The organism is Nocardioides limicola (assembly GCF_016827675.1).
GTDB lineage: Bacteria > Actinomycetota > Actinomycetes > Propionibacteriales > Nocardioidaceae > Nocardioides > Nocardioides limicola.
In genome coordinates, this window is record NZ_JAERJA010000014.1 from 1 (window position 1) to 22634 (window position 22634).

Consider the following 22634-nt stretch of genomic DNA (forward strand, 5'->3'; position numbering starts at 1 on the left):
CGGGGGTCGGGGGTGGGTGCAACCCTTGCGGTGCTCGCCGAGGCCCGCCCCCCGGGGGGCCCGGCATACCCGCTCCGCGGGCGCTGCCGACCCTCCCCCGGAGCCGGGGGCCTCGGCTCACTGGCTGTGGGGCTTAACGAAGGCAACTGCCTTTGCGAGCTCCGCGGGGACATACCGCACCAAGGGGCCGAGCGCTCAGCTCGGAGGGTCGAGCGGAACTTCGGTTGCGGAACTTCGAGCTGGGGCCCGGGGTGCCCCAGGGGCCGGGGACGTACCGCCCCGCCCCTGGTCGATGCGCGCGCGGAGACTCATCGCTGCACCTCGCTCTCGACCCGGACGTCGGTCAGGTTCTCGTCATTGCCCGCGAGCGCGACCAGCAGAGCGGCAGCGCGCTCGCTGACGTAGACCGGGGTGTTGCTCAGCTTGGCCATGGTGCGCAGCGACGGCCACAGAATCTCGCAGGTCAGATAGACGTGGTGCTCCTCCTTATAGGTGGCGGTCACGGTGCAGGTGGACATCACAGTCCCTCCAGTCGGTTGAAGTGGTCGAGCGTCGGCTCGATCGAGAGTCGGAACGGGCCCTGTGCGGGCTCGCGGACCTGGCAGGACATGAAGGTCATCCACCGGGCTTCAAGGTGGCCGCCGAAGTTCCAGCCGAGGGACTCCTCGTCAGACCATTCGATCTCGGCACCGTCGAGGCCTTCGAGGCGTCGCACGTCGAGGAAGTCACCCTGATCGGACCAGTCCAGGAGGACCGCGACCGAGGTCGGGTGGGCCTCACGGGCCCGGAGCACGAGCAGGTGCAGCGCGGCGGCGACGACCTCAGCCTCGGCGGCGTAGCAGGCCTCCAGCGCCCGGTCGACCCGGACGCTGGCCGCGTCGATCACGCCGCTCATCAGATGAGCCCCATCGCGCGGAGCGGGGAGACGCAGCCCGAGGGGCAGCGACCGTCCTGCTCGACGGAGTGGCTGTGTGGACAGACCAGGGTGAAGTCCAGGCCGTAGGTGTCATCAAGCTCCCACCCCTCGGGGAGCAGTTCCGCGAGCCCTGCGAGCATCTCGTCCATGTCAGGGGGGAACCTCCTTAGTTGATTACTACCCCATAGTTTACAGTCTCACGCTGTATTTTGCCAAGGGTTTCGAGAGGGGAATCCGGGTAGGGAGTGACAGCGGGCTGCGGCTGTGCGTAGCGGCAAACGGACGGTTAGCTCGGGCACCCGGGTAGGTGGTACGTCCCCTCCGCCGGGCGCTCCCTTGGGCAAGCTCTCGCCCGGGTGCTGACCAGAGCCCAGGTAGGTCAAGGAGTCCCGAGGGGCAGGAATGGACCCGAGAGACACGCTTACCCAGACGGGCGCGGTCACCAGGGCCGACCAGACGGTGACCTGGTCGAGCAGCCCGACGAGATCCCCCCGGTAGCTGCGCCGGAGGTGGTATGTCCCCTCCGCCGGCGCAGCAGCCGGGCGGCTGAGCTCGAGGTCCGCAGAGTCTGCTCTTGCCCGGCTACGCCGCCTGGTCGGCCTGCTGTGGGGCGAGGAGGCCATCGGTGATCTGTGCGGCCGCAGCCGCCAGCCGCGGCGTGGTGGCGACCTTGTCGATCGCGTACATCACCGTGGCGTGGTGCTGGCCGAAGAAGGCCCCGATCGCGGACAGCGTCAGACCGCAGGCGCGGGCGACGGCCTGGGCCACAGCACGGGCATCAGTGACGGGGCGGTGCCGATCGCGCGATCTCACCGCCTCGACCGAGACCCCGAACACACCGGAGGCTAGCCGGGTCGCCGCGGAGCAGATCTGGTCGGGGCTGTAGTCGAACTCGTGGGAGACGGTCACATGGTCGGCGAGTTGCTCGGCGAGCTCAACCACCAGGACGCGCAGCTGCTGGGCGTCGAGAGCGCCGAGAAGTTGGTCGACATCGTCTGCCGCATCTACTGCTACGGCACGGATGAGGTCGGCGAGGAGCGGCTCGGTCATCGGGCGCTCCCGGTGACGGTGGTAGCGGGCTGCTGGGTGGCCGGCGGCTCGCGGGCGGCGAGGACGCCGAGCATGAGTTCGACGAGCTGCTCGTGCCCGGGGAGCGCAACGACCTGGGCGCGGTGTTCAATCGGGACGCAGCGCAGGCACAGCGCGAAGGTGGTGTCGGGGAAGGCCAGAGTGACGTCGGTGCCGCGGCCGCACGACACGCAGATCGGAGCGTTCATCGGGCACCTCCGAACACGGAACCGGGCAGGATCGCCGCAGTGGCGGCAAAGGCGTAGGCCGAGGTGCGGATCTTGTTGACGATTTCGCGGCGCAGGATCTGCTCGTCGACCTCGATGAGCGGCGAGCCATCGGGCCAGGTCGCGCCCCGGAGGGTCTCCAAGACAGCCTCAGTGAAGGCCTCCGGGGTGAACGTGCTCGGCCCGTAGCAGGTGGCGCTCATGCGGCCGTTCCTTCCGGGGGCTGCACCGCGGCGGGAGCCGCAGGGCGCGGGGTCGGTCCGGGGGCGGTGGCCTCGGTGAGCTCGAGGGATCGGTGTTTGAGGCCACGGCGCTCCCTTTCTGAGAGGCCGCCCCAGATTCCGAATCGCTCGTCGTTGTCGAGCGCGGCCTGGAGGCATTGCTCGCGCACGTCGCAGGACTGACATATCTTCTTGGCCGCGCGGGACGAGCCGCCCTTCTCGGGGAAGAAGGACTCCGCGTCGGTCTGGGCGCACAGTGCTTGGTCGCGCCAGTCCTCCTCGAGGGCGTCGGAGTGGAGCGCGAGGCTGGCGAGTGCGCCGGTGACGTCGAGGTTCTTCATGGCTCAGTCCTCCTCTCGGCCAGGCGAGGCGGAAGGGCGCCCACGACCAGGTCGGGGAGCAGCCGGGCGACGGTGCCGCTGCCCCTCATCGAGCAGGAGGACGGGTGCGACGTCGGCGAACCGCGGGTCGATTATGTGCATCTGGATCAGTTCCTTCACTTCGGCAAGGGGCAGGGGCGAGGGGGGCATGTCAGCCGTGGCCACCATCGGCGTGGCGATCGTTGACCGAGGAGCCCGACGAGTCCAGGTAGACGTGGCCGTCGGAGTGGCCGGTAGGACGGGCGCACCTCAACCCGTCCGGCGCGTCCCACAACTGGTGCTGGCAGACACCGGCCTGGGGGTTGGGAACAGCCGAGAGGACCCGGGGCCCTTGGGACGGCTGGCCGGGGGCCTCGACGGCCAGGTGAGCTGCGAGATGGGCGGTCATTGCGCTCACCCCACGGCCCAGTCAGGGTGGGCGGGATATCCGATCCGGGTGCAACCGGCGTTGGGTGCGCCAAAGTCGAACAGTGGGCCAGCGACGACGTGCTCCTCGCCCTCGACCTCGGCCCGGTAGGCCAGGACGCCGGTGTAGTAGAGCTCGCCGTCGTCGTCGTACATCTTGAACACCGCGGTGCGGATGCCGCAATCCTCCAGCGCGCGGCGGCCCGCCTCGCTTCCGCGGCGGTCCAGGGCGTCGATGAGGTCGTTGGGCGCCTGGCGCGGGCCGGAGGTGCCAGCCTCATTGTCGGTGCTGCTGGAGTGGTCGCCGGCGTCGGCGGCGAAGAGGTGGTCGACCACGATCATCCAGCTGTAGTCGCTGGGCTCGTCCGAGGGTGCGAAGAGGGGGATCATCAGTCCTCCTCAGGAAGGCTGATGAGGAGCACCGGGGCCCCGTTGTCGTCGACGGTGACGACGACCTTGAGCTCGACCTTCTCCGGCTGCGGCTCACCGTCGAGCAGCTCGACGGTCTCGTTGGGGATCCGGTAGAGCTCGACCTTGACCTGCCCGGGGCGATCGGCGTTGCGCATGAGGCCCTTAACCGCGACGTAGGTCATCCAGAGGACGTCCCACAGGCGGCCGGTCTCGCTCTGGCCGTAGGCACCGGTGCGCTCACTATCCTCATCGGTCCAAGCGACGCAGTCGGTCCAGGCGGCCGCAGTCAGGAGGACGGGCCAGGCGAACAGGTCACCGGCGAGGTCGCCGGCCTCGATCAGCACGCCGTCGGCGACCGCGGCGGCCATCGTGTAGACGGCGATCGGTTCGCCGAAGAAGTCAGTCAGGTCGCTCATCGCGCCCTCCCCTTCCTGTTGGGCTGGTGGGTTCCGGCAGGGGTGCCGGCTCACGTTGTTAGATTACAGTTTCAGACTGCATTTAGTCAACAGTCCGACGCTGTAAATTGTGAAGAACCTTCTCCGGATCACGAACTGCCTTCTCACTCAGGGCAAGTACGCGGCGAGCACCGTCGTGTGACCTTGAGCAGCCCACGAAATTCGGCCGGCCTCTCCCTCTCCCCCGCGCGTCCGAGGTTCGGCAGGTAGGTCAGGGTGCGCGTCGTCGAGCGGCGGCGATGGCATCGGTGGCCTGGCAGCTGACTCCGACGTGGCCAGAAGCTCGCGGCGGCGTACAACGTCGCCAGGGTGCTGCGGCATCGAGGACCTCGCGATGGCGGACCATCGGGTCAGCGAAGGACAGCACGCCTTGGTGCCGGTCTCGGCGGCGAGCCGCCAGACCTGGGCGAGCCTCCAGGACTCGACGTTGGCCGAGGTGAGGACGAATCTGCCCAGCTCAAGCTCTGGGTATGGGCGCCAACGGGAGGCGAGCGACAGTGGTGCCGTCACGCCGGGGCGCTGTGGCAACAAGGAGCGCAGAGCCGAAATGGACGAGATCCCCGATGCGAGAGTCTCGCAATGGGGATCTCGTAGTGCGACCACCTACCAGGGTTTCGGTTCCCCCTGAAGGGGCAGACCCAGTGGGGCCCTCAGCCTTGCTCGGTCGGGGAGCTCGCAGGTGCACGTCGTCTAGGAGCGCGATCCGCTCCCTTGCTGTGGTCACCGCGTCCGGGACGGTTGGCCTGCCAGGCCTTGATCTCGTCCTCGTCCCACACTGGCGTGCGGCCGACGTGTCGGATCGGCTTGGGCGCCTGGCCGCGCGCGACGTAGCCCGAGAATGTCTTCCGCGCGACGCCAGTCAACTCGACGACCTCACCGCTGGTGATCTCTCGGCCCATCAGGCGTTCTCCCCCGCAGCAGCTTCGTCGTCGTGGGTGATCACAGGAACCAGGTACGGCGTGCGCAGCGCAAGGTCGATGTTGCGTGCCCAGTACGAAGGGTCCTGAGCCAGGGTCACGCTGGCGACGAATTTTCCGGTCTCGTCGGCGACCGGGACAGGGACATCGACCGGGACGGCCGACTCGCTTCCCTCGAAGCGGTAGGTCCCGTCCGCATCCACGACCAGGACAGCTGCAACCTGGTAGTCAGCGGTGTTCTCGGGGACGGGCTCCTGGAACTCAACTCTGATCATGGGACTCGCACCCCCCTTCTGTGTCTGGGTCATCTGGGTCTGGGTAGACGACTTCACCCAACATTTTACAGCCTCGAACTGTACATGTCAGTAGGCGTCCCTCACGACACCCTCGGAGAGCATCCTCTCGGCCCTGGCCCGCAGCGCCTGGGAGCGCGACGGTTGGAGTACCTTCTCCATCCCCATCAGGTCCGGGGAAGACAGCAAACGCTGGAGTGCATCGCGCTCCTGGTAGGTCAACGCCGGATCGCGCTGAACGCGGCTCCACACCAAGATCGAGGCGTTCTGGATGTCGCCGGGTCGGGCGAAGGCGTACCCGTGGTCGATCAATGACAGACGGTCACCTGCGATGAGGTAGTTGGCGCCGTGGCGATCCTGCTGGCCGATGAGGCAGTCAAAGAACCCAGCCTCGCGCCACTCCCCTGTACGCCAGGGGTCTTGGTCACGTTCCTTGCCGGGACGCTGGAGGGCGAACGAGCCGAGCTCACCGTTGATCTCCCGGATCACCACCGGAGGAACGACTTCGGACCAGGGCGGGCCCATCTGACTGGCCAGACGCCAGGCGGCCGCCTCGTGCAGTGACTGCTGGGCACTGTCCTGGCCGAAACCTCGCTCGAGGCGCTTGTTCTCGCCGCCGAAGGGCTTGAAGTAGCCCACGACTCCGTTGTCGATCTCGACCCGACGGGTGGTGTTCGTGCCCGACCGCGGGGTCCGATCACCCTTCGCACTACCCAGAGTCTCGACCGCCGACGGCTGGCCGGAGAGCATCGAACGCTCGTCGCGGTGACCTCCCTGCTGAGCCATGACGGCCAGGATCTGCCCCTGGAGCTCGCCGGTGCACCATGTGCTCGTCGACCAGGTCGGGACCGGCACAGACGGCCGATCTGAATCTGGTGCAACAGCTGAGCCAGCCCCACCACCGACGCCTAAGCCTGCTCCTGCGGCAGGTGCCGGACCCCCGGCACGCCGACCGCCCGCAGCGGGAGGGATGTGGACCGCGCCGAGATGCGGCGGGACGCCCGGGCGCTGGCCAGCTGCAGCCGCAGGAGGCTGGGTTGGACCGTCGACCGGGACGCCGTTGACAAAGTCGTTGGGGTCGAACCCCTTCTCCCTTATCCACTCCTTGGCCACCTTGGGCGGCGCCGCCACCAGTTGCGCGCACTCCTCGGGACTGTGTCCGTTCTGGCGGGCCCACTCGGCGACGTTGCGGCGGATCGCCCGGTTCTCTCGACGACGCTCGTTGTGCCTGACCAACTGAGTACCTACACAGCGGCAACGACGGCCGCCGTCACCTATCGCCCGACACACTGTTCTGCCCCCAAGCTCATTCCCCTCTTCCTTCTCCCTAGGCACCCCGGGCTGTCCGAACCAGGGACCTAACGCTTCCTCGAGGCCGCGTGGGCCTCAGCTGGCTTCCCGTGACCGGCCAGAGGTCCGACGGCCGGACCTCCCGGCCTTGGGCGCAGTCCAGGTGGCGTCCTGCCGTTCGCCGTTCTCGTAGGCGGCCCCGGCGGCCAGTCCCGTGTACTCACCGGTCGTCGCCAACTGATGGCAGGCCAGCCGAGCCGCGCAGTTCCCGCAGAACTCCTCCCGGATCGCGGTGATCACGTCGCGAGCTTCCTCGGGCTGACTCGCTCGGCGATGAGCACGCTCCAGGACCGACCACAGTCGCCCTCGACGGGTACAGGCGCCATTCGGCATCTCAGCGGCGGTCAACTTCACTGCGGCGTCGCGAGCGAGAACCTCGCGGCTCATCGGCCTCACGTCAGTTGCTCCTTGCCCGCCGCGGCGAAGTGTCGGCGCAGGGCAGCAACCCCACTGACGACCGCGAACACCGCGGCAGCAGCAGCGATCGCCAGCCGTGAAGCATCGAGGCCGACACCATCGCCGGCGGGCAGCGTCACCAGAGGGGACTCGGCAGCGGTCACCAGGACCTGGTGGGCCACGAGCCAGTCCAACGCCTTGTGCCACGTCGCCACAGTGAAGATCGAGCCGACGACCACAGCGAACGCCACCATGCCGACCTTGATCATGAGCAACTCCTCGGTCGGGGTGAGCTGACTGCTTGACATCTCGGTTCCTCTCAGATGGGTCGGCGGGCCTGGATGAAGGCCTCGCTGGGCAAACTCAGCTGGCCGCTGTTGTCCTGGTCGTCACGCCAGGCGATGACCAGGAAGTCGGGGTCGTCGAAGTCCTCGACCGGCTCTTCCTCCACTACGGCCCAGGCATCAAGGTCCTCGTCGACGCGGATGAGGTCGCCGATCGCGAGCATCGAGGCCCGGGTGCCCGAAGGCTGGCCGTAGCCGTCGGCGTACAGGTCGTCGTCGATGGCTGCCGAACTCGAGAAGACCGGGGACATACCGGCGGACTCGTTCAGGTCCTCGACGACACTGCGACGCGAGCTCGCGGGGACTGACGGGACCGTGGTGCCGTTAAGGCCAAGCAGGGTGAGCGGGGACGAGAGCGCACGGCCATCAGCATCGGCCGCATCCCCGTCGCTGTCTCGCTGGGCCAGGGGGTCAAGGTCGGGTCGGTCGGCGGCCTTGACCCACTCGGCTCCGGCGAAGTCAGAGAATGTCGGCTCGCACGGCTCATCACCCGACCAGTCGACCTCCGGGGAAACGATCAGCAACCTCTCGTGGCGCGCCTCGCGCGGGCGGAGCTTCTCGATCAACTCACCCTCAGGCGTCCCTGGAGAGGCGTCCTTGGGGTCGGGGACGCGGTAGGCCTGCATCTCGACCGGGACACCGAGGTTGTTGGTGCCGATCGCCCGGCCGGTGCGGCCACGGGGAATCGTGACCCCGACGACGGGGCTGTTCCACATCATCTCCGCGCCCTGCGGGGACAGGGGGCCCATGGAGGTGCGCTGACCGAAGTTCTCCCGGGCCTCGCCGGTGAGGATGTCTGCGTCGGGTCGCTGCATCGAGAGCACCAGGTGGACCCTGGCGGTACGTCCCTTGCGGGCGATCGAGCCAACTTCGGAGAGGGTGGCCGGCTTGGTGGGGTCGCCCTTCACCTTGATCTGTGCGTACCAGGTGAGCAGGTTGGCCTTGAGATCGGTGAACTCGTCGACGAAGACCATGAGCGGCTCGAAGTCCTCGGTCCGGGCCCGTCGCTCGACCACCAGTTGGTAGCGGTACTCCATCAACTGCCAGGCCCGGTGGATGACCGCGACCTGTTGCGCGATCTCCGAGGCAACGATCTGGACGTTCGGCCAGTCCTGGAACCCAAGGAACTCGATGCCCTTGCCGTCGGCGATCCACACCGGCCACCCGAACTGGGTGATCTGGGTGAGGATGCCGTGCCCGGTCGAGGTCTTGCCCGAGCCTGTGCCGCCGGTGATCAGCCACTGAGGGTTGATCGCTGGCTGCCAGGCGATGACCTCGCCGTCCTCGTCGACGCCGTACGGGATGCGCACCTGGCGGTAGTTGTGGAGCGGATCGTCGTCGGGCAGTTCGAGCGGCGGGATCCACAGGCTCTCGGGAAGCGTGGGACGGACCTCGAAGACGACTGAGTCGCCTTCCATGTCCCACCTGGCCCGCCAACGGCCGGGCAACATCACCGAGAGAGTCCGCTCGACGCGGGCCCGGTAGCCGGATGCGACCAGTTTCGCCCCGACCTCGTGCTTGACCTCGAGGCGGCGTACTTCACCAGTGGCCTCGTCGACCTCGACCTTCCCGATCGTGGCAGTGCCGGCGAGCAGTTCGTTGACGACCTTCTTGGCCCGACTCAACTGGGGGGTCTCTGGGGTCTCGCCCTTCTCCTCGGCGGCAGGGCGGAGCTTGAGGACCAGGCGGCCGCGTACCGGGTCGTTGTGGTCGACGGCGTAGTCGGCCCCAAAACGGCGGCCGACCTGGCGCGAGATCTCCGAGACCCACCGGTTGTCTCCGAGCTCAACGGTCGCCGAGGACGACGACCCGGTGATCGCGGTCGGGTCGGCTCCCAGCCGGATGCGGCCGACTCCGTACCGCAGATGCACTCGGCGCGGGACCCCGGGCCAGCCGCGGGTCCAGCCTTTGACCCGAGCCGGGCCGCGGGAGCGGTTGTTCGCTCCGAGCAGCGGGGCGAGGTTCTCGTTCAGGTAGTTCACAAGCTCGGCTCTGCGGGCCGAGCGCTGGCCGAAGGTGATCACGCCGGCGCCGGTGAGCGTGCCGATGGCCAGGGCGGGGAGGGCGAGGCCGGGGCGGTCGATGAGAGGGGCCGCTCCCCAGCCAGCGAGGCCGACGCAGCCCAGGGCCAGGCCGTCGCGGACGTGGGCCCGGGGCCGGGGTGCGGTGGTGGCGATCGCCATGGGTTCGTTCCCTTCGCGCGAGGTTGCTTCTCACCTGGGGCAAGTGCAGCGAACGAGGACGGTGTGACATGGCTTCTCTCCCGGGACCGGCCCTTGGGTCTGGTGGCGGGCCACCGTGGCCGGTTCACCTGGTTGGCCCCGACAGGTGCCCATATGGCCTGTCCACCTTGCCCGCGACCATTACGGCCACCATTGCGCGCTACCAAACTTGCAATGGTGGTCGCCCCCCCTCCTAAAATCGGCACCGGGAAGGGGCCCATCGGGAAGGGGGCCCGGAGCCGATTTCAGTCGAGCTGGCCTTGACGCCCGGCAACCTTCACAGGCGCTCCACCATGTCGAGCAGGCGAATCAGGAAGCTGATGACCTCCCGACGCCAGGCGCTGAGGACCAGCACCGCGCATGAGAGCGCAAGGCACAGTTTCAGCGCCTTGAAGCGGTCGCGCTCCGGGAGGGTCTCTTGCACCCTCAAGTACATCCACAGGCCGATGACTGCAGCGACGATGTTCATAGTCGCCCACACCAGGATGGTCATTCCCGGGTCCTTTCAACAGGCGCCCGGCAGGCCAATGTTGCTGCCGGTGCACTGATGACTTCGGCCATCCGGCCGGTGGAGTCCGGGAGCGCGGCGGGCCGGTCCTGGTCTTGCGGGGCCGGGAGAGGTTGGCTACGGCGCGGCGGGGTACAGGCCCCGGGGGTCGACGGAGTGGACTCGCCACGTGTCGAGGTGAGTGAGTTCGAGGAGGAGTACGCCGGAGGTGGTAGTGACCTCGACCGCGGCGGTGAGACCAGACCTCACCAAGATCTGGTTTGAGAGGACCTCACCCTCCGGCACGTTCTCGGGGTTCACAGTGCCCAGCGCTTGGGCGAGGTCCCGGGTTGTCACCGGTTCCAGGGCGGCGTGCCACCCTTCGAACTCTCCAGACAAGTAGGTGCGGGAGAAGACATCGGCTGCGGCACTCAGGCTGCCCGTCTCGTCTGCAGCTGGGTGGTGGCCGGCCGCTGCTGGGGGGGAGGCCTCGTCCTCATCGGCGCCGGCCACCGGTGGGCCAGTGACGGCCGGGGCGCCCAACTCGGGCTGCCCCTCTGATTGGGCAAGGTCCTCGCTGGACGGACGGGCAAGGAGGCTATGGGCGAACCCGGCTGCTACTAAGAGGGCAACCACGATGGCCGCGCGTGGGCCGGTCACGGCCGGAGTCCTCGACTGGCTAGGAACCCGGCGGGGTCAGTCGGCCCAGAGTTGGTGCGGACCTCGAAGTGCAGGTGGGGGCCGGTGGAGTTGCCGGTCGACCCCACTAGCCCGATCGGCTGCCCGGGCTGGACTCGCTCCCCCGCTGTGACACCGGGACGCAGCAGGTGTGCGTAGTAGGTGCTGACTCCGGCGCCGTGGTCGATGATCACCAGCTGGCCGTACGAACCACCCCACCCTGCGGAGACGACTGTGCCGCCGGCGGCGGCGAGTGTCTGGGTGCCCAGGGGGGCGGCGAAGTCGAGGCCGGTGTGGCAGCTGGACCATGCGGCGCCGCAGTCCCCGAACCTGGCCGTGAGGCGGTATGTCCCCGCGATGGGAAGGGTCCAGTCACCTCCGGTCGTGGTGCCGGCGGCGTTCCCGTAGACGTCAACGTGTACGTGGTCGCGGTGGGCATGGGTGTCGTCGGTGGCACCTGATGGGTGGGTGTAGGGGCGCCATCCCGCGGCAGCGCGCGGGGTGGACCAGATTTGGTCGTTCCAGATGATGTAGTGCACGCCCAATGCGTGTGCGTGGCCCCGCACCCAGTCGGCGATCGCGTCCCCGAGCGCTTTGCCCTGGAGGGTGCTGTATTCGGGGATCATCACGTCGAGGGCCCGGCCGGTGGGGTGGCTGGAGTCTGGATTGTTGGGCCGATCCGCGACGCCGATGTAGGAGTCGATCTCAGGGAACGCCTGGTGTACGCACCGCAGGACCCGGAGTGCGTCAGGGGTCAGCCCGGCCTCGAGGTCAGGCCAGGGCGTGGCTGGGCAGGTCATTGCTGTGGCGGGACCGCAGATCTCCCCTGCTGCGGCGACGGCTTGGGTGGTCAGCGTGTAGGTGGCAGCGAGCAGTAGGTGGTCCGAGGGGATCGCGCGGGTCCACTGGCGGGTCAACTCGGCGTGGGCGGGTTGGGCGAAGATGTAGTCGATGACGCCACCTTGTTCGTGAGTGGGCGTGGCGCCAGCGAAGTCGAAACTGGGCCGCAACTCGATCTCGCCGAGCAGCGCTCGGGGCCCCCACGGGTCGTCGGCGTTGTACTGGGAGTTGAAGTCTCCTGCCACGAACACAGGGCCGCGTGGCTCCAGCGATCGGATCAGGCGTTGCAGTCGCTGCATCCCTTCCCGGTAGAGACGTTGCCGCTCTCGGCGCACAGTCGGGTTGTGCACCGGGTACTTGGCGGGGTTGATCATGTGGTGGGCGCTCACTATGGAGACCTCGCGAGTCTGGTCTGTGAGCGTCACCCAGGTTGCGGAGCGGCCCGCGTCCCACTTCTGCGGGCCGTCGGGGACCATCAGAATCCGGCCACCGGCAGTCATCGTCCAGGTGTCGGTTCGCCAAGCTACTGCCGTCGAGTGAGTTTGGTTGCGTGGATCGCTGGGTTGGTCGCGGTAGACGTCGTAACCAGCGGGTTTGAGGTCGGCAGTCCGGCGGTGCGCGACCTCGTTGAGGGAGACGAAGTCGGGGGTGTCTGCGACAACTTGGGTCATCGCGTCCACGATGTTGGGTGCGCCACTGGGGATGTTGGCCTGCGCGATGGTGATGGTCCGCGGCACCGGGGTGGCACCTGCTGTGTGGATGACGAGAATCTGGCGGGCCAACTGCTCGTGCTGCCCGAACCAGGCTCCGGTGGGGTCAGCTGATCGCTGCACGGCCTGGGCGGCCTGGGCCACGGGCATGGATTCCCAGCCGCTGATGTCCAACAACCCTGGGTTGTGGGTGTGGGTGGCGCGGCCGAAGAAGGCACGTGCCGCGCGGGCAGGTGTCCGGATCTGCGCCGGGGTGCCCCAGCCCTGGCTGGGTCGCTGCTGGAACAGCCCAAGAGAGTCCCGGTCACCGTGGTCGAGGTTTCGCAGTCGGGATTCTTGCCAGGCGGTCGCAATCGCGATGACAGCGCCGTGCTCCCCAGCGCCGACCTCGTGGGCGGCTGCGATGATTGTTGTCGCGTTTGCTGCCTGTTCCTCGGTCAAGTCCGGATGTGTCGATGTAGTTTGTGGAGGGCAGCCGGAGTTGGCGGCAGCGCCGCTACTTCCGGCGGTTGACGCGATGATCACCAGCGGCAGGAGCACCAGCCCCAACCCGAGCAACCCCACGAAGGTACCGAGAGCCAGGAGAGTCTTCGTTGCGGTGGACATGGTCAGCCCTGGGTGTGTGGCGCCGGGCCGAGACGCGCCTCTATGCGTGCCCGCTGGCTGTTGAGGGACGGCCGGGGGCCCAGCCGTGCCTCGAGGCGTGCCCTCAGCTGCTCCTGTGGGGTCAGTGATCGGGCAGGGGGACTGCCGGTCACGGTAGCTAGGGGGCGGGGCTGGTGTGTGGTGCTCGTGAGTACCTCCCCTGGAACCACTGAAGGTGCAGCTGTCGGGGCCCCCGACCGAGGGGTCAGCGGCCGTGGCTCGTGCGGAGTCTTCGTGGATGCCCGCGTGGGTGCTGTGAGGGCTGCCCGTCGGGCGGCGGCGGCGACTGCTCGTGTGCCGGCCGCCCCAGTGGCGGCGCTGGCACCGCCCGTTGCGGCGGCGGCCCCGACATGGGCGGCAATGCGGACTAGTTGGCCAGTGCGGCTGGGGCGGCGCAACCTGGTCGTCAGGGCCTCTGCAGGCGTAGCATCCGCGGATCCCGGGGATTGCGTGTTTGCTGCGGCGTTGGCGAACCGAATCCGGGCGAAAGCCTGGCCAACGGGGGCGTAGGCGGTCCGGCCGGCGGCGCTCACTGTTCGGCCTGCGAGCCCAGCCGCGGTGCTGCCGACCCCAGCTGCAACCTTGGCGCCACCCAGCGCCATGCGGCCTTTGTAGTAGAGCTCGGCCGGGTTCGACCGGATCTTGGCCGGCAGCTGAGTTGGCCCGCCACCGGGCCTGGTGGACATCGCCCGCGCCATCTTCTCGGTAGCAGCCTTGATCCTCTTGCGGCCCTTCCAGAAGACGAACAGGCCGACCAGCATCAAGATGTCGACGACGAAGAACGTCTCAATGTTGTTTCGGCCACCGTCAGCAGAGTCGAAGATGCCCTGGAGGAGGAGGAGATAACCGCTGAGGAAGACGACCGTGAACACGATCATCACCACGGCGATGACGAGTTCAGCGGCTGTGGTCCACAACGAGCCGCGGGCGGAACCGGGGAGGAGCGCCAGGACGAGCGCGATGATCAGCTTGAGGGACTGGTAGAGCGCGTAGAGCCCAGCCATTACGACAGTCCCCGACAACAGGACCGCGAAGATGACCATGAAGCTGGCTGCCGGAGCTAGCACCCACATGTTCATCACCATGGCCGCTGAGGGGTTCGAAGCAGTTTGGCCAGCCGCTGGGTCACAGCGGCCCACGGCGTCCCGTAGGTCGTCTCCGAGGTAGTGCGGACCGGCGAGGATCGCGTCCTGGTAGGCCATCTCGCATTCGGTGCCGTCGAGGATCTTGCCGAAGTTGACGAGCTGATGCGGTTTGCGCAGCAGGGCGTCCGCCAGTCCGCTGGTGACCCTTCGGGTCGCCACGGCGGGTGCCTCAGCGTCCAGGTTTCCGCCGTTGTTGAGCCCGACCGCCAACGCCAGCGATGCGTCGCGGGTTTTGACTAGTAGCCCCTCGTCACCGGCGACTCGGTCGACCGGGTTGGCCAGGACTCCGATGGCGAGGCTGGCGATCACTAGGGTCAGGAACAGTTCGAAGAAGCCCAGAACCCACCTGCCGCGGGCCATCCACAGGACAGCCGCGCAGGCAGTGATCGTGGCCAGCACCGTGGTCAGCCCGAACTGGTCCACGACGGAGGTGAGGGCATCGCCCAGCCCTATGACGGGCCCAGCAAGCCAGCCGAGCCAGCTGAAGCCGAGCGCCCAGTCGAGGATCCAGATCGCGATCGCGACGTACGCCCGGTAGGCCTGCCAGCTCAGGTCGACGAGCATCGCGAAGACCCCCTTGAAGGGTGCCGTCACGCCGCCACGGTCAAGGCTCATCTCGTACTGCCAGATGCTGACGCCGTAGGAGTCCTCGACCACGATCCAGTCCAACACCCCTGCCGAGCCGTCGGCCGCGGCCGCCGCCCGTGCGGTGATCAGGATGAGAACGGGCGTCAGGACCATCAGGGAGAGGGGCCAGCGCACTCCCCTGCTCAACCGCCGGCGGCGACCCCCTTCTCTCGCGGATCCCCCGGTGCGCATCATGGCTCCGACCTGGACGGGGGCGGGCTCGTGCGCACGGCCTCGTTTCGGGTGGGCAGCGAGGGCGCCAACACTTTGATCCGGCCGATGTTGCCGGAACTGTCTCGGATGAAGGCCTCACCTCGACGCCACTCGTCAACCGCCTCGGGGCCAATCGGGGAGGTATCGGAGATCAACATCTCCAGCAGGCCCTCGTCGTCAGGGTCCATGTCCAGCCAGCGCAGGCCCTTCTTGGCCAAGGTTCTGTCGCGTTGCCGCATCTGGATCCGTGTGGGGATCAGCCCGCGCAGCGTGTCCGACCCGAAGTCGGCCTCCGGGTCGTGGGAACCGAGGATGACCGCGGCCTGGTGCTTGCGACCATCGCGAACGAAGTCGCTGATCTCACGCTCACCTTCTGGGCTAGAGGTGAGGTGATGGGCTTCGTCGACCACAAACAGGCCGAGGCGGGAACGGTCGGTGAAGCACATCTGGCGGGCGAGCCCAGCGATTAGCGCGTAGCAAGCACGGCCGAAAACCTTCTCCAACCTCATCTGGTTGAACAGGTGCTCGACCTCAAGCTCCTCCCGGTTGGGCAGCTCGAGGGTGTGAGTGCGGATGATGACGGCTGGGGCGTCGTGAGTTAATGGCGGCAAACTGTTGTCGAACACGACTCGACCGAAGTCGCGACGTGCGAACACCCTCATGAGCCGAGCCAGATCCCCAGCCCCAGCAAGGGAACAGCTGCTCTCCAAGTGGGCCACCAGGTCACCTAGACCCGTGAGCTCGTGGCGCGCAAGGTACTCGGCGGCGAGGACTTCCGCGAGGAGAGCGCCGCGGTCGGAGGCGGGTGCGACATTGAGCAGCGGGGTGAGGAAGCTCTGGGTGATCCGTGACCCGGTCACACGGCCGTACATGCGCAGCGGATCCAACGAGACTGCCGGGTCGGCGATGTCGACCACGACGGCATCGGTCACCGAGGACGCCCAGAAGGCCCACTCCCCCATCGCTGTACGGTCTGGAACCACGATCTGCCCGCCACGGTCGACGACATCCCCGGCGAGCTTCTTCTGCAGCAGGGACTTGCCGCTACCTAGCTCTCCCGCGATCCCGATGCTGCCTGAGACGTCACGCAGGGACGCGCCGGCGATGTCGTGCAGGACGACCCCGGTCCGGCCACCGGAGATGTTGACCCCGAGCAGGGAGCCTCGGGAGTCGCCGAGCTCGGTGGAGGCCAGCGGGACCGCGGCAGACAGTGCCTTGGACGTGGTGATCTGAGCGAACTCTCGAACTGCTTTGTTGCTGGGGGCCCCAGGGAGCATCGCCCACCACAACAGTTCTTGGTAGCCCAAGGGCTGGGCGAGCCGGTACCCAGCGTCATTGAAGTAGCTCGTGAGCTTGCGGGCGTCGTCGGCTGCTGCAGTGGGGGTCGGGCCGGCGACTGCGAACACGACTGTGGCCTGGGCCTCGACCTCGAGCTTGTCCGAGTCCAAGAGAGCGGCGTACTCGGCCAGGTCCGAGGCAGCGCGTTCTAGGGTGTTGAGGCCATGGGAAAGTTCGCCTTCGCGTTGCCCGAACTGTTCGTTCAAGTTGTTCAGGGCCCGGCGGTTCTCTTTGGCGACTTGCTGCGAGGACCGCACCGTCAGCCTCAGGGCCCAGTCCACCTCCAGACCGGACTCATCAACGCGGCCGAGGAACTCCGAGCCGGGGAACAGCATTCCTTCGTCGGGGACGTCCGCGAGGACGAGGAGTGACTGGTAGGAGGCAGTAGTGGTTCCTGGCACGGCGTGGGGTTGAGCGACCTTGAGATAGCGCCGTTCGAGGGGGTTCCAGTTCCTCAACTGTCGCCGGTCTAGGTCTGACTGGCCGCCCTCGTCGAGGAGTGGGTCGGTGAGGGCCGCCCCTGATCGGGGGGTGAGGAGCTGGTCGGTGATATCGCTGTGGCTCTGAGGGACTGCCATATCAGCGAACAGTCCGCGCTCCTGTGCGTGCAGGTGCAGCCACACCATCTGGGCCGCAGTGGCGGGTACCGGACGGAAGGGTGCCGGGATCATCGCCTCGACCTTGCGGGCCTGCTCCATTCGACGATCGACCTCGCGTTGGGTCAGGCCGGCTCGCGGGAGGCCGAGAGCATCACGCAGATCAGCGAAGGCGGCGGTGATGGACTCCTTGGCTCGATCTCTACCTGACGGGTCGCTCAGGGGTACCGCAAGCCAGTAGATCCGTTGCCCGATCCCGATCTGGTCGAGGGTGTCGAGTGTGGCGACGCATTCAGCGGCCCAATCGGGGCAACGAGCCAGGTCGACACCGTCGATCATGCGCTCAACGACGGCAGCCGGCTCCAACCCAGCGCAAAGGCCCAGCACCAGGCTCTCCCCTGGCAGGGACCGGAACAGCGCCTGGTGGAGGACTCGTGCCTCGGCCTTGTCTTTAGCGGGCCGATACCCGTACGGCAGTGGTTCGAGCCTCCACAGCGCCCACACCGATCCGCTGCGGGTCCACATCAGGTGTCCGGCGATGTTGCGGGCGGGGGATCTCATCGGGTCTCCGAGGGGGTTGGGTTAGCGGCAAGGAGGGTCTGGATCTGGGTCAGTGCGGGTTTGACCGCCGCGGGTTCGGGAGCCGGGGACGGCTCATCTGGGAGGTCAACGGCCACCACCAGGCGATGCTGGACACGGTGCGGGGGGCGGACGCGAATGACCCGGCCTCCGATTCGGCCAGCGCGCGGGGCTGTGATGGCCTGCACGGCACCGAGGACGACCGAGACGGGGCTGCGGGAGCCGACCGGGATACGACCGATCAGCCACACAGTGCCGGCCAGCACACAGGTGAAGGCGGTGACGTTGACGAGGAGCCCGAAACGAGCCCACACGCTGGTGGTGTTGAACGCGACCAGCAAGATCACGCCGGCGGCTACCGCCTGGGTGACCGTGTAGGGGCCGAAGGGGATCTTGGTGCCGTCTGGAGTGCGTCCGACTAGTTGCGGGAACTTCCTGGCGCGTGTGTACCACCGGACGATCTCGGCTGGTGTCTCGTGGCTCACGGTGCTCGTCCCCTCGGCTCAGGCTGCTCAGACCTGTGTCACGTGGGTGACTTCGGGGGCGGAGTTGATCTCGCTGTCAACGCGGTCCTTCACGAGCTCGACGTTGAGGACGATCCAGATGAACAGGCCTGCGGCCAGTCCAGAGATCACAACTCGGGCCATCGCACCCCGAGAAGCGATCGCTTGGAGGATCACGAAGGCGATGCCGGCGACGACGGCGAACGTCTTCATCAGGGTCTCGAGCGCGCCGAGCTTCTCGGTGCTCCAGCCGATGAGGTCATCGTTCGCGGCCAGTGGGAGACCTTCGATGAGGAGTGTGGTGATGGCGGACATGGTGGGTTTCCTTTCGGGTTCACTCGTTAGTGGCGTGGTCGGGGATCTGGGCTTTGGTGACGGGGGCCGCGTCGATCGCGGCGACTTCCCATCGGCCGGCGCGGGCTTGGAGGGTGAGCGCGTACCCGATGGCCAGTGACGCGGTGTCGCTGGATGGGGTACCGGTCGCGGTCACGAGGACCCGGATCTCGTCTCCGTCCGATGGCGCATCCGTGGGGATCCGGTCTCGGTCGGCGTAGACGCTGGTGACCTTGACCGCGGCGAAGACAGGTGGAGTGACTGGCCGGATGGGGGTCCCGGGGACGATCACTCGGGCGACGTCGCCGGTCACCAGTAGCGCGTGAAGGAACTCGGCAGTCGCTGCAGCGACTGGGTCAGCTGGGGTGACTCGGTGGCGGTAGGCCAAGCCCGGTGGGTTCGCCAGTCCGGGGGCAGCGACCGGGGCAGGAAGCATCGTGGCAATGAGCGCCCCGGCTTCGTAGGCCACCGGCACCTGGAAGTAGCGGCGAGACTCTTCAGCGGCCTCAGCGGCAACGGTGGCTGCGACGGTGACTGACCAGGCGCCCTCGACCTGGTCGATCCCCGACACCGCGGCGTCCCGCACCAGCCAGCCGGACTCGGGCAGTGCCGCACCTGCCGTGGTCGGCAGGAAGCGGGCCAATGCCTTCTCGTCTCCGCGGGTGGTCGTCAACCACGTGATCACGTAGTCCACGGCGAAGGCCTCGACTGCGGCTCGCTCGTCGAGAGTGCCGGGCTGCGTCGAGGCGACTGTCACGGGAGCAGGTGCCGGGGCGTTCCAGACAGCCCAGACCGCAAGACCAAGCGCGGGCGGCCCGGCTGCCAGACAGCACCACAACGCACCGGTGGTGACCTTGGTGATCCAGGCGGCAGGGGCCGTCCACTCCAGGGCAGCCGAAGGCGTTCCATCGGATCGGCCGGGCGCTGCCGCGAGGTCCTCGGGTTCGTTGGCGCTGTGAGATTTCAGTTTCATGCTGCACCTCCGGCAAGCACTCGAACAGGCTCTTCGGGCTCATCGGCATCGAGCTCACTCACCACACTCAGGTGGGTTCGGCGCGGCTTCTGCAGGCGGATGAGGGCCCGGCGGGCGCTACGCAGTTTCGAGCTAGCCAGTACCTCGCGCATGCGGTCGGCTGCCGCCTCATCGAGTGGACTGGACGCCAGGTCGGCGATCGCTCCATCGATCTGACGCTTCGCGGCATGGACCTCGGCGGCTGCAGCGAGATCGCGGGCGGTGGCCTGCTCGTTGTCGTCCATGTCCTCGTTAGTTCCTCTCTACGGCGGGGCGATTGCCCTCCACTGGGCCCTTCACTCAGGGCAAGTGGCCGCATCTGCCGGCGTGTGACAGGTCAGTTCGAGGAACTTCTTCGCAGCGGCAGCGAGGTGTGTTTGTGCAGGTCAGACGGGTTGGGCAAGAAGTGGGCCGGGTGCTTGCCCGGAACCTTCTTCGCCACGGTCTGAATCGGGCAAGGGATCGGGCAAGGGTCGAAACAGACCGTGAGTCACGTCAGGCCCCGACCATTGAAGGGACACCCGCCCGTGGCCACGAACTTGTTCATGCAGCACGAGAAGGCGCCCAGTCTGTCCTCTCCCCTGTTGCGACAGATCTGCGACAACTGGGCGCGCCTGAACGCCTCAGCAGAGGCCAGAGCGACCGTCCGGTTGTGGGGCGAAACGCATCCGCCTCTGACAGGTCTTGGCACCCCCGGAGAGGTGCTCGACCAGATCGTCGCGGCCAGTCACGATGGAGAAGACCAGATCCTGCGTTCGCTGCTCGCGCTCGTTCAGGACGGGGACCGTCTCGCTGGTGAGGTTCTCCTACAGACCATGCTTCCGACGCTCACGTGCATGGCGAAGCGGATCCGGGCACCCAGGGGCGAAGACTCCTACGAGGATCGCCTCCAACGGGTCTTGTCCGAGTTCTGGCTGGTGATCATTCAGCCCCGAACCATCCAGCGCGCCCGGGTTGCAGGGCGGTTGCGCATGGACACGCTCCACCGAGCAACCGCGCACCGTCGCAGCCCGGATGCCTGGGAGGAGCACGTCACCTACCACGATGAGGGGGACCAGGACCTGCCCGACCACAACCAGGTAGCGGGACAGGTTGCGGGGCCGGAGACAGACCTTGCGGAGCTGCTGCTGCAGATGCGCGACGCGGGCAGCTTGACCCCCGAAGAGGCCAAGTTCCTCGGGGAGGTCTATCTGGTCTCCGGAGGGGACCAGAAGGATGCTGCCCGCCGCCTCGGGCTCAGCCACGCCGCCACCCGTCAGCGGGTCTCCCGGCTGCGCAGCCGCCTCTGTTCGGCCGTAGCAGCTGAAGTGGCAGCGGTGGGCGACTCGATGGCCCTGGCCAGTTGAATTGCCATGTCGAGCCCAGTTCTCTTTCCATCTCACCTCGGGGAAGTGTCCGGGGTCGCCTCTACGGTGCTCGCATGGTGCTCCCCAAGTCACTGTTCCAGGCCGCGGCGGTTCGCACGTGGGCCCGCTGGATGGTTTGGCGGCGAGCCGTCATCATCGACACCGAGACCACGACGCTGCACGGGCGGATCTGCGAACTGGCTGTGGCTGACGCCAGGGGCACCGTCCTGCTGGACACCCTCGTCGACCCCGGCTGCCCCATCGACCCGGCCGCCACGGCGGTCCACGGGATTCATGACGCCGACGTGGCCGGCGCGCCGACCGTCCTCGAGGTACTCCCCCAACTTCGGGCGTTGGTGGGCCGACGGCCAATCCTGGCCTACAACGCCCCCTACGACAGAGCGGTACTTACCGCCGAAGCGGACCGGACGGGTTTCCAACTCGGGAGGCTCGGTCGACGACATGCGTGGGGGTGCCTCATGCGGGCTCGGGCCCTCCAGGAGGGACGGGCGTGGTGCCGTCTGGACGGCGGCCACCGAGCAGCTGGCGATGCTCGGGCAGCGAGCCGGGTTCTGCGATCCCTCGCCAACCTTCTCTAGCCCGAAACTATTGCACGTGCCTATGGCGGCTAGATCTGGCGCATACTCTTGCGCGGACCTATTGCCTGCAATGGTGGTTCCCTATGGGGGCGCGTTCTGTTGGTGCGACACGCTTGCACCTAGACCTTGCCGCTCCCATAGTTTGCCTGTCTGGCGCGCTATGGTGGCGCCTTATCTTGTGAAGCCATATAGAGCGGTCACGCGACGTGATCCCATAGCGCACCAGATACTCGTGTCTGGTGGCACGACACCATTGCTAGAACCTTTGGCGCTGCCCCTACCAGGAGCAGCGCAGCCGCGAAAGGACTAAGGGACGCACATGACCAACGCAGCGGCGGGCCTTCCCCGCACCATCGCCGTCATCAACGGCAAAGGTGGCGTCTTCAAGAGCTCCATCGTCAGCTCCGTCGGGGCACTGCTAGCCGAAGCCGGATGGCGAGTACTCCTCATCGACCTCGACATCCAGGGCAACCAATCCGAGGATCTGGGGCTGGCCGACAGCACCGACGAAGGCAAGCACCAGGTCGCAGTCATCCCTGCGGGACGGCCCTTCGAACCCCAACCCACCGGCCGGGAACGGCTCGACATCATCCACGGCGGCATCGAACTCGAGGACCTCGCATCCGTCATGCAGGGCCGCCAGGCCCGGGACCCGGAGTGGATGTACGCCCTCGGGAAGTCCATCGCGAGCATCCGCGACGACTACGACCTGATCCTCATGGACTGCCCCCCGGGACTACCCATCCTGCAAACCCTCGCACTGGTCGCCGCCCGCTACGTGGTCATCCCCACTCGCTCTGACGCGGGCAGCCGCAAGGGGATGCGCCTGGTTGCCCGCAGGTTCGCAGCCGCACGCGCCTGGAACGAAGACCTCGAGCTGCTCGGAGTGGTCCGCACCGGCATCACCTCCTCAGCCAAAGGAATCCGCGAAGAGGTCAGGCGCGAGATCGCGGCCGACCTTGGGGGAGCGGCCCCGGTGTTCGAGACCTGCATCCGGTACGCAGAGCGCCCGGCCAAAGCGGTGCGGGACACCGGCCGACTTCCGCACGAACTCGAGCCTGAGGCTGAGCGTTGGTTCAAAGCCCGCTTCGAACGACTACGAGAGCGCAAAGTCAAGGAAGCCGCGACCAAGCCAGGCGCCCACAGGGCAGACCGCACCGACGAAGCCGAGATCGTTCTCGCACCCAGCACCACCGGGCTTGCCCAGGACTACGCAGAGTTGGCCCAAGAGTTCGTCAACCTGCTCGGCGATGCAGAAGGCCGCGCCGAGGAGTCAGCATGAACAAGCCGCTGCCCTCAACCGACCTCTCCACAGCATTCGCCAAGCCCTCCCGCGGCGCGGGCATACAGCTACCCCCGACCAGAAAGCCCCCGCAGA

The 22634-nt window shown here is 67.4% G+C and carries 27 protein-coding genes and 1 pseudogene; 3 read left to right on the plus strand and 25 right to left on the minus strand.

Annotated features, from left to right (window positions below; all coding sequences use genetic code 11):
• Positions 1-308: 308 nt before the first annotated feature.
• The 25 genes and pseudogenes from JKG67_RS17260 to JKG67_RS17380 form a co-directional block, all read right to left on the minus strand.
• A complete protein-coding gene (locus tag JKG67_RS17260; RefSeq protein WP_203338593.1) occupies positions 309-518 on the minus strand; it encodes a hypothetical protein in 210 nt (69 codons plus the stop codon).
• On the minus strand, positions 518-895 hold the full coding sequence (locus JKG67_RS17265; RefSeq protein WP_203338594.1) for a hypothetical protein: 378 nt from the start codon (positions 893-895) through the stop codon (positions 518-520). Before JKG67_RS17265 ends, JKG67_RS17260 begins: the two co-directional genes overlap by 1 nt.
• Complete coding sequence (locus tag JKG67_RS17270) at positions 895-1065, minus strand: hypothetical protein (RefSeq protein WP_203338595.1); 171 nt, start codon at positions 1063-1065, stop codon at positions 895-897. Before JKG67_RS17270 ends, JKG67_RS17265 begins: the two co-directional genes overlap by 1 nt.
• Before the next feature lie 433 nt (positions 1066-1498).
• The gene (locus tag JKG67_RS17275) at positions 1499-1966 is read right to left on the minus strand and encodes a helix-turn-helix domain-containing protein (protein ID WP_203338596.1); all 468 of its coding nucleotides are present in this window, start codon (positions 1964-1966) and stop codon (positions 1499-1501) included.
• Entirely contained in the window at positions 1963-2193 is a 231-nt protein-coding gene (locus tag JKG67_RS17280; protein WP_203338597.1) for a hypothetical protein, read from the minus strand. Before JKG67_RS17280 ends, JKG67_RS17275 begins: the two co-directional genes overlap by 4 nt.
• On the minus strand, positions 2190-2414 hold the full coding sequence (locus tag JKG67_RS17285; protein ID WP_203338598.1) for a hypothetical protein: 225 nt from the start codon (positions 2412-2414) through the stop codon (positions 2190-2192). The genes JKG67_RS17280 and JKG67_RS17285 overlap by 4 nt, the downstream gene beginning before the upstream one ends.
• Positions 2415-2500: 86 nt before the next feature.
• Positions 2501-2773 (minus strand): annotated as a pseudogene (locus tag JKG67_RS17290) (WhiB family transcriptional regulator); the annotation flags it as partial.
• A gap of 190 nt (positions 2774-2963) precedes the next feature.
• A complete protein-coding gene (locus JKG67_RS17295; RefSeq protein ID WP_203338600.1) occupies positions 2964-3200 on the minus strand; it encodes a hypothetical protein in 237 nt (78 codons plus the stop codon).
• 5 nt (positions 3201-3205) lie between these two features.
• On the minus strand, positions 3206-3607 hold the full coding sequence (locus tag JKG67_RS17300; RefSeq protein WP_203338601.1) for a hypothetical protein: 402 nt from the start codon (positions 3605-3607) through the stop codon (positions 3206-3208).
• Positions 3607-4044 (minus strand): DUF6573 family protein, encoded by a 438-nt coding sequence (locus JKG67_RS17305; protein ID WP_203338602.1) that lies wholly within the window; start codon positions 4042-4044, stop codon positions 3607-3609. The genes JKG67_RS17300 and JKG67_RS17305 overlap by 1 nt, the downstream gene beginning before the upstream one ends.
• Positions 4045-4733: 689 nt before the next feature.
• Positions 4734-4982 carry an AlpA family phage regulatory protein gene (locus JKG67_RS19325; protein WP_203338603.1) on the minus strand — a complete coding sequence of 83 codons (249 nt, stop codon included), beginning with the start codon at positions 4980-4982 and terminating at the stop codon, positions 4734-4736.
• Positions 4982-5275 carry a hypothetical protein gene (locus JKG67_RS17315; protein WP_203338604.1) on the minus strand — a complete coding sequence of 98 codons (294 nt, stop codon included), beginning with the start codon at positions 5273-5275 and terminating at the stop codon, positions 4982-4984. Before JKG67_RS17315 ends, JKG67_RS19325 begins: the two co-directional genes overlap by 1 nt.
• An 87-nt stretch (positions 5276-5362) precedes the next feature.
• Positions 5363-6079: a hypothetical protein gene (locus tag JKG67_RS17320; protein WP_203338605.1), complete on the minus strand. Its 717-nt coding sequence runs from the start codon at positions 6077-6079 to the stop codon at positions 5363-5365.
• A gap of 600 nt (positions 6080-6679) precedes the next feature.
• Entirely contained in the window at positions 6680-7030 is a 351-nt protein-coding gene (locus JKG67_RS17325; RefSeq protein WP_203338606.1) for a hypothetical protein, read from the minus strand.
• A gap of 5 nt (positions 7031-7035) precedes the next feature.
• Positions 7036-7347 (minus strand): hypothetical protein, encoded by a 312-nt coding sequence (locus JKG67_RS17330; RefSeq protein WP_203338607.1) that lies wholly within the window; start codon positions 7345-7347, stop codon positions 7036-7038.
• Positions 7348-7358: 11 nt separating this feature from the next.
• Complete coding sequence (locus JKG67_RS17335; protein WP_203338608.1) at positions 7359-9566, minus strand: type IV secretory system conjugative DNA transfer family protein; 2208 nt, start codon at positions 9564-9566, stop codon at positions 7359-7361.
• A 316-nt stretch (positions 9567-9882) separates the two neighbouring features.
• Positions 9883-10098 carry a hypothetical protein gene (locus tag JKG67_RS17340; RefSeq protein WP_203338609.1) on the minus strand — a complete coding sequence of 72 codons (216 nt, stop codon included), beginning with the start codon at positions 10096-10098 and terminating at the stop codon, positions 9883-9885.
• Between the two features lie 132 nt (positions 10099-10230).
• A complete protein-coding gene (locus JKG67_RS17345) occupies positions 10231-10752 on the minus strand; it encodes a hypothetical protein (protein ID WP_203338610.1) in 522 nt (173 codons plus the stop codon).
• Positions 10749-12926 carry a peptidoglycan DD-metalloendopeptidase family protein gene (locus tag JKG67_RS17350; protein ID WP_203338611.1) on the minus strand — a complete coding sequence of 726 codons (2178 nt, stop codon included), beginning with the start codon at positions 12924-12926 and terminating at the stop codon, positions 10749-10751. Before JKG67_RS17350 ends, JKG67_RS17345 begins: the two co-directional genes overlap by 4 nt.
• A gap of 2 nt (positions 12927-12928) precedes the next feature.
• The gene (locus JKG67_RS17355) at positions 12929-14851 is read right to left on the minus strand and encodes a hypothetical protein (protein ID WP_203338612.1); all 1923 of its coding nucleotides are present in this window, start codon (positions 14849-14851) and stop codon (positions 12929-12931) included.
• A gap of 77 nt (positions 14852-14928) precedes the next feature.
• The gene (locus JKG67_RS17360) at positions 14929-17445 is read right to left on the minus strand and encodes an ATP-binding protein (RefSeq protein WP_203338613.1); all 2517 of its coding nucleotides are present in this window, start codon (positions 17443-17445) and stop codon (positions 14929-14931) included.
• A complete protein-coding gene (locus tag JKG67_RS17365; protein WP_203338614.1) occupies positions 17442-17948 on the minus strand; it encodes a hypothetical protein in 507 nt (168 codons plus the stop codon). Before JKG67_RS17365 ends, JKG67_RS17360 begins: the two co-directional genes overlap by 4 nt.
• Before the next feature lie 27 nt (positions 17949-17975).
• Entirely contained in the window at positions 17976-18281 is a 306-nt protein-coding gene (locus tag JKG67_RS17370; protein WP_203338615.1) for a hypothetical protein, read from the minus strand.
• Between the two features lie 19 nt (positions 18282-18300).
• On the minus strand, positions 18301-19272 hold the full coding sequence (locus JKG67_RS17375; protein ID WP_203338616.1) for a conjugal transfer protein: 972 nt from the start codon (positions 19270-19272) through the stop codon (positions 18301-18303).
• The gene (locus tag JKG67_RS17380; RefSeq protein WP_203338617.1) at positions 19269-19556 is read right to left on the minus strand and encodes a hypothetical protein; all 288 of its coding nucleotides are present in this window, start codon (positions 19554-19556) and stop codon (positions 19269-19271) included. The genes JKG67_RS17375 and JKG67_RS17380 overlap by 4 nt, the downstream gene beginning before the upstream one ends.
• A gap of 726 nt (positions 19557-20282) precedes the next feature.
• Here JKG67_RS17380 and JKG67_RS17385 point away from each other — a divergent pair.
• The 3 genes from JKG67_RS17385 (at position 20283) to JKG67_RS17395 (ending at position 22538) form a co-directional block, all read left to right on the plus strand.
• Complete coding sequence (locus JKG67_RS17385; protein ID WP_203338618.1) at positions 20283-20657, plus strand: hypothetical protein; 375 nt, start codon at positions 20283-20285, stop codon at positions 20655-20657.
• Positions 20658-20731: 74 nt separating this feature from the next.
• Positions 20732-21256, plus strand: a complete 525-nt coding sequence (locus JKG67_RS17390) for a 3'-5' exonuclease (protein WP_203338619.1) — start codon at positions 20732-20734, stop codon at positions 21254-21256.
• 319 nt (positions 21257-21575) lie between these two features.
• Positions 21576-22538, plus strand: a complete 963-nt coding sequence (locus JKG67_RS17395) for a ParA family protein (RefSeq protein WP_203338620.1) — start codon at positions 21576-21578, stop codon at positions 22536-22538.
• Positions 22539-22634 lie beyond the last annotated feature (96 nt).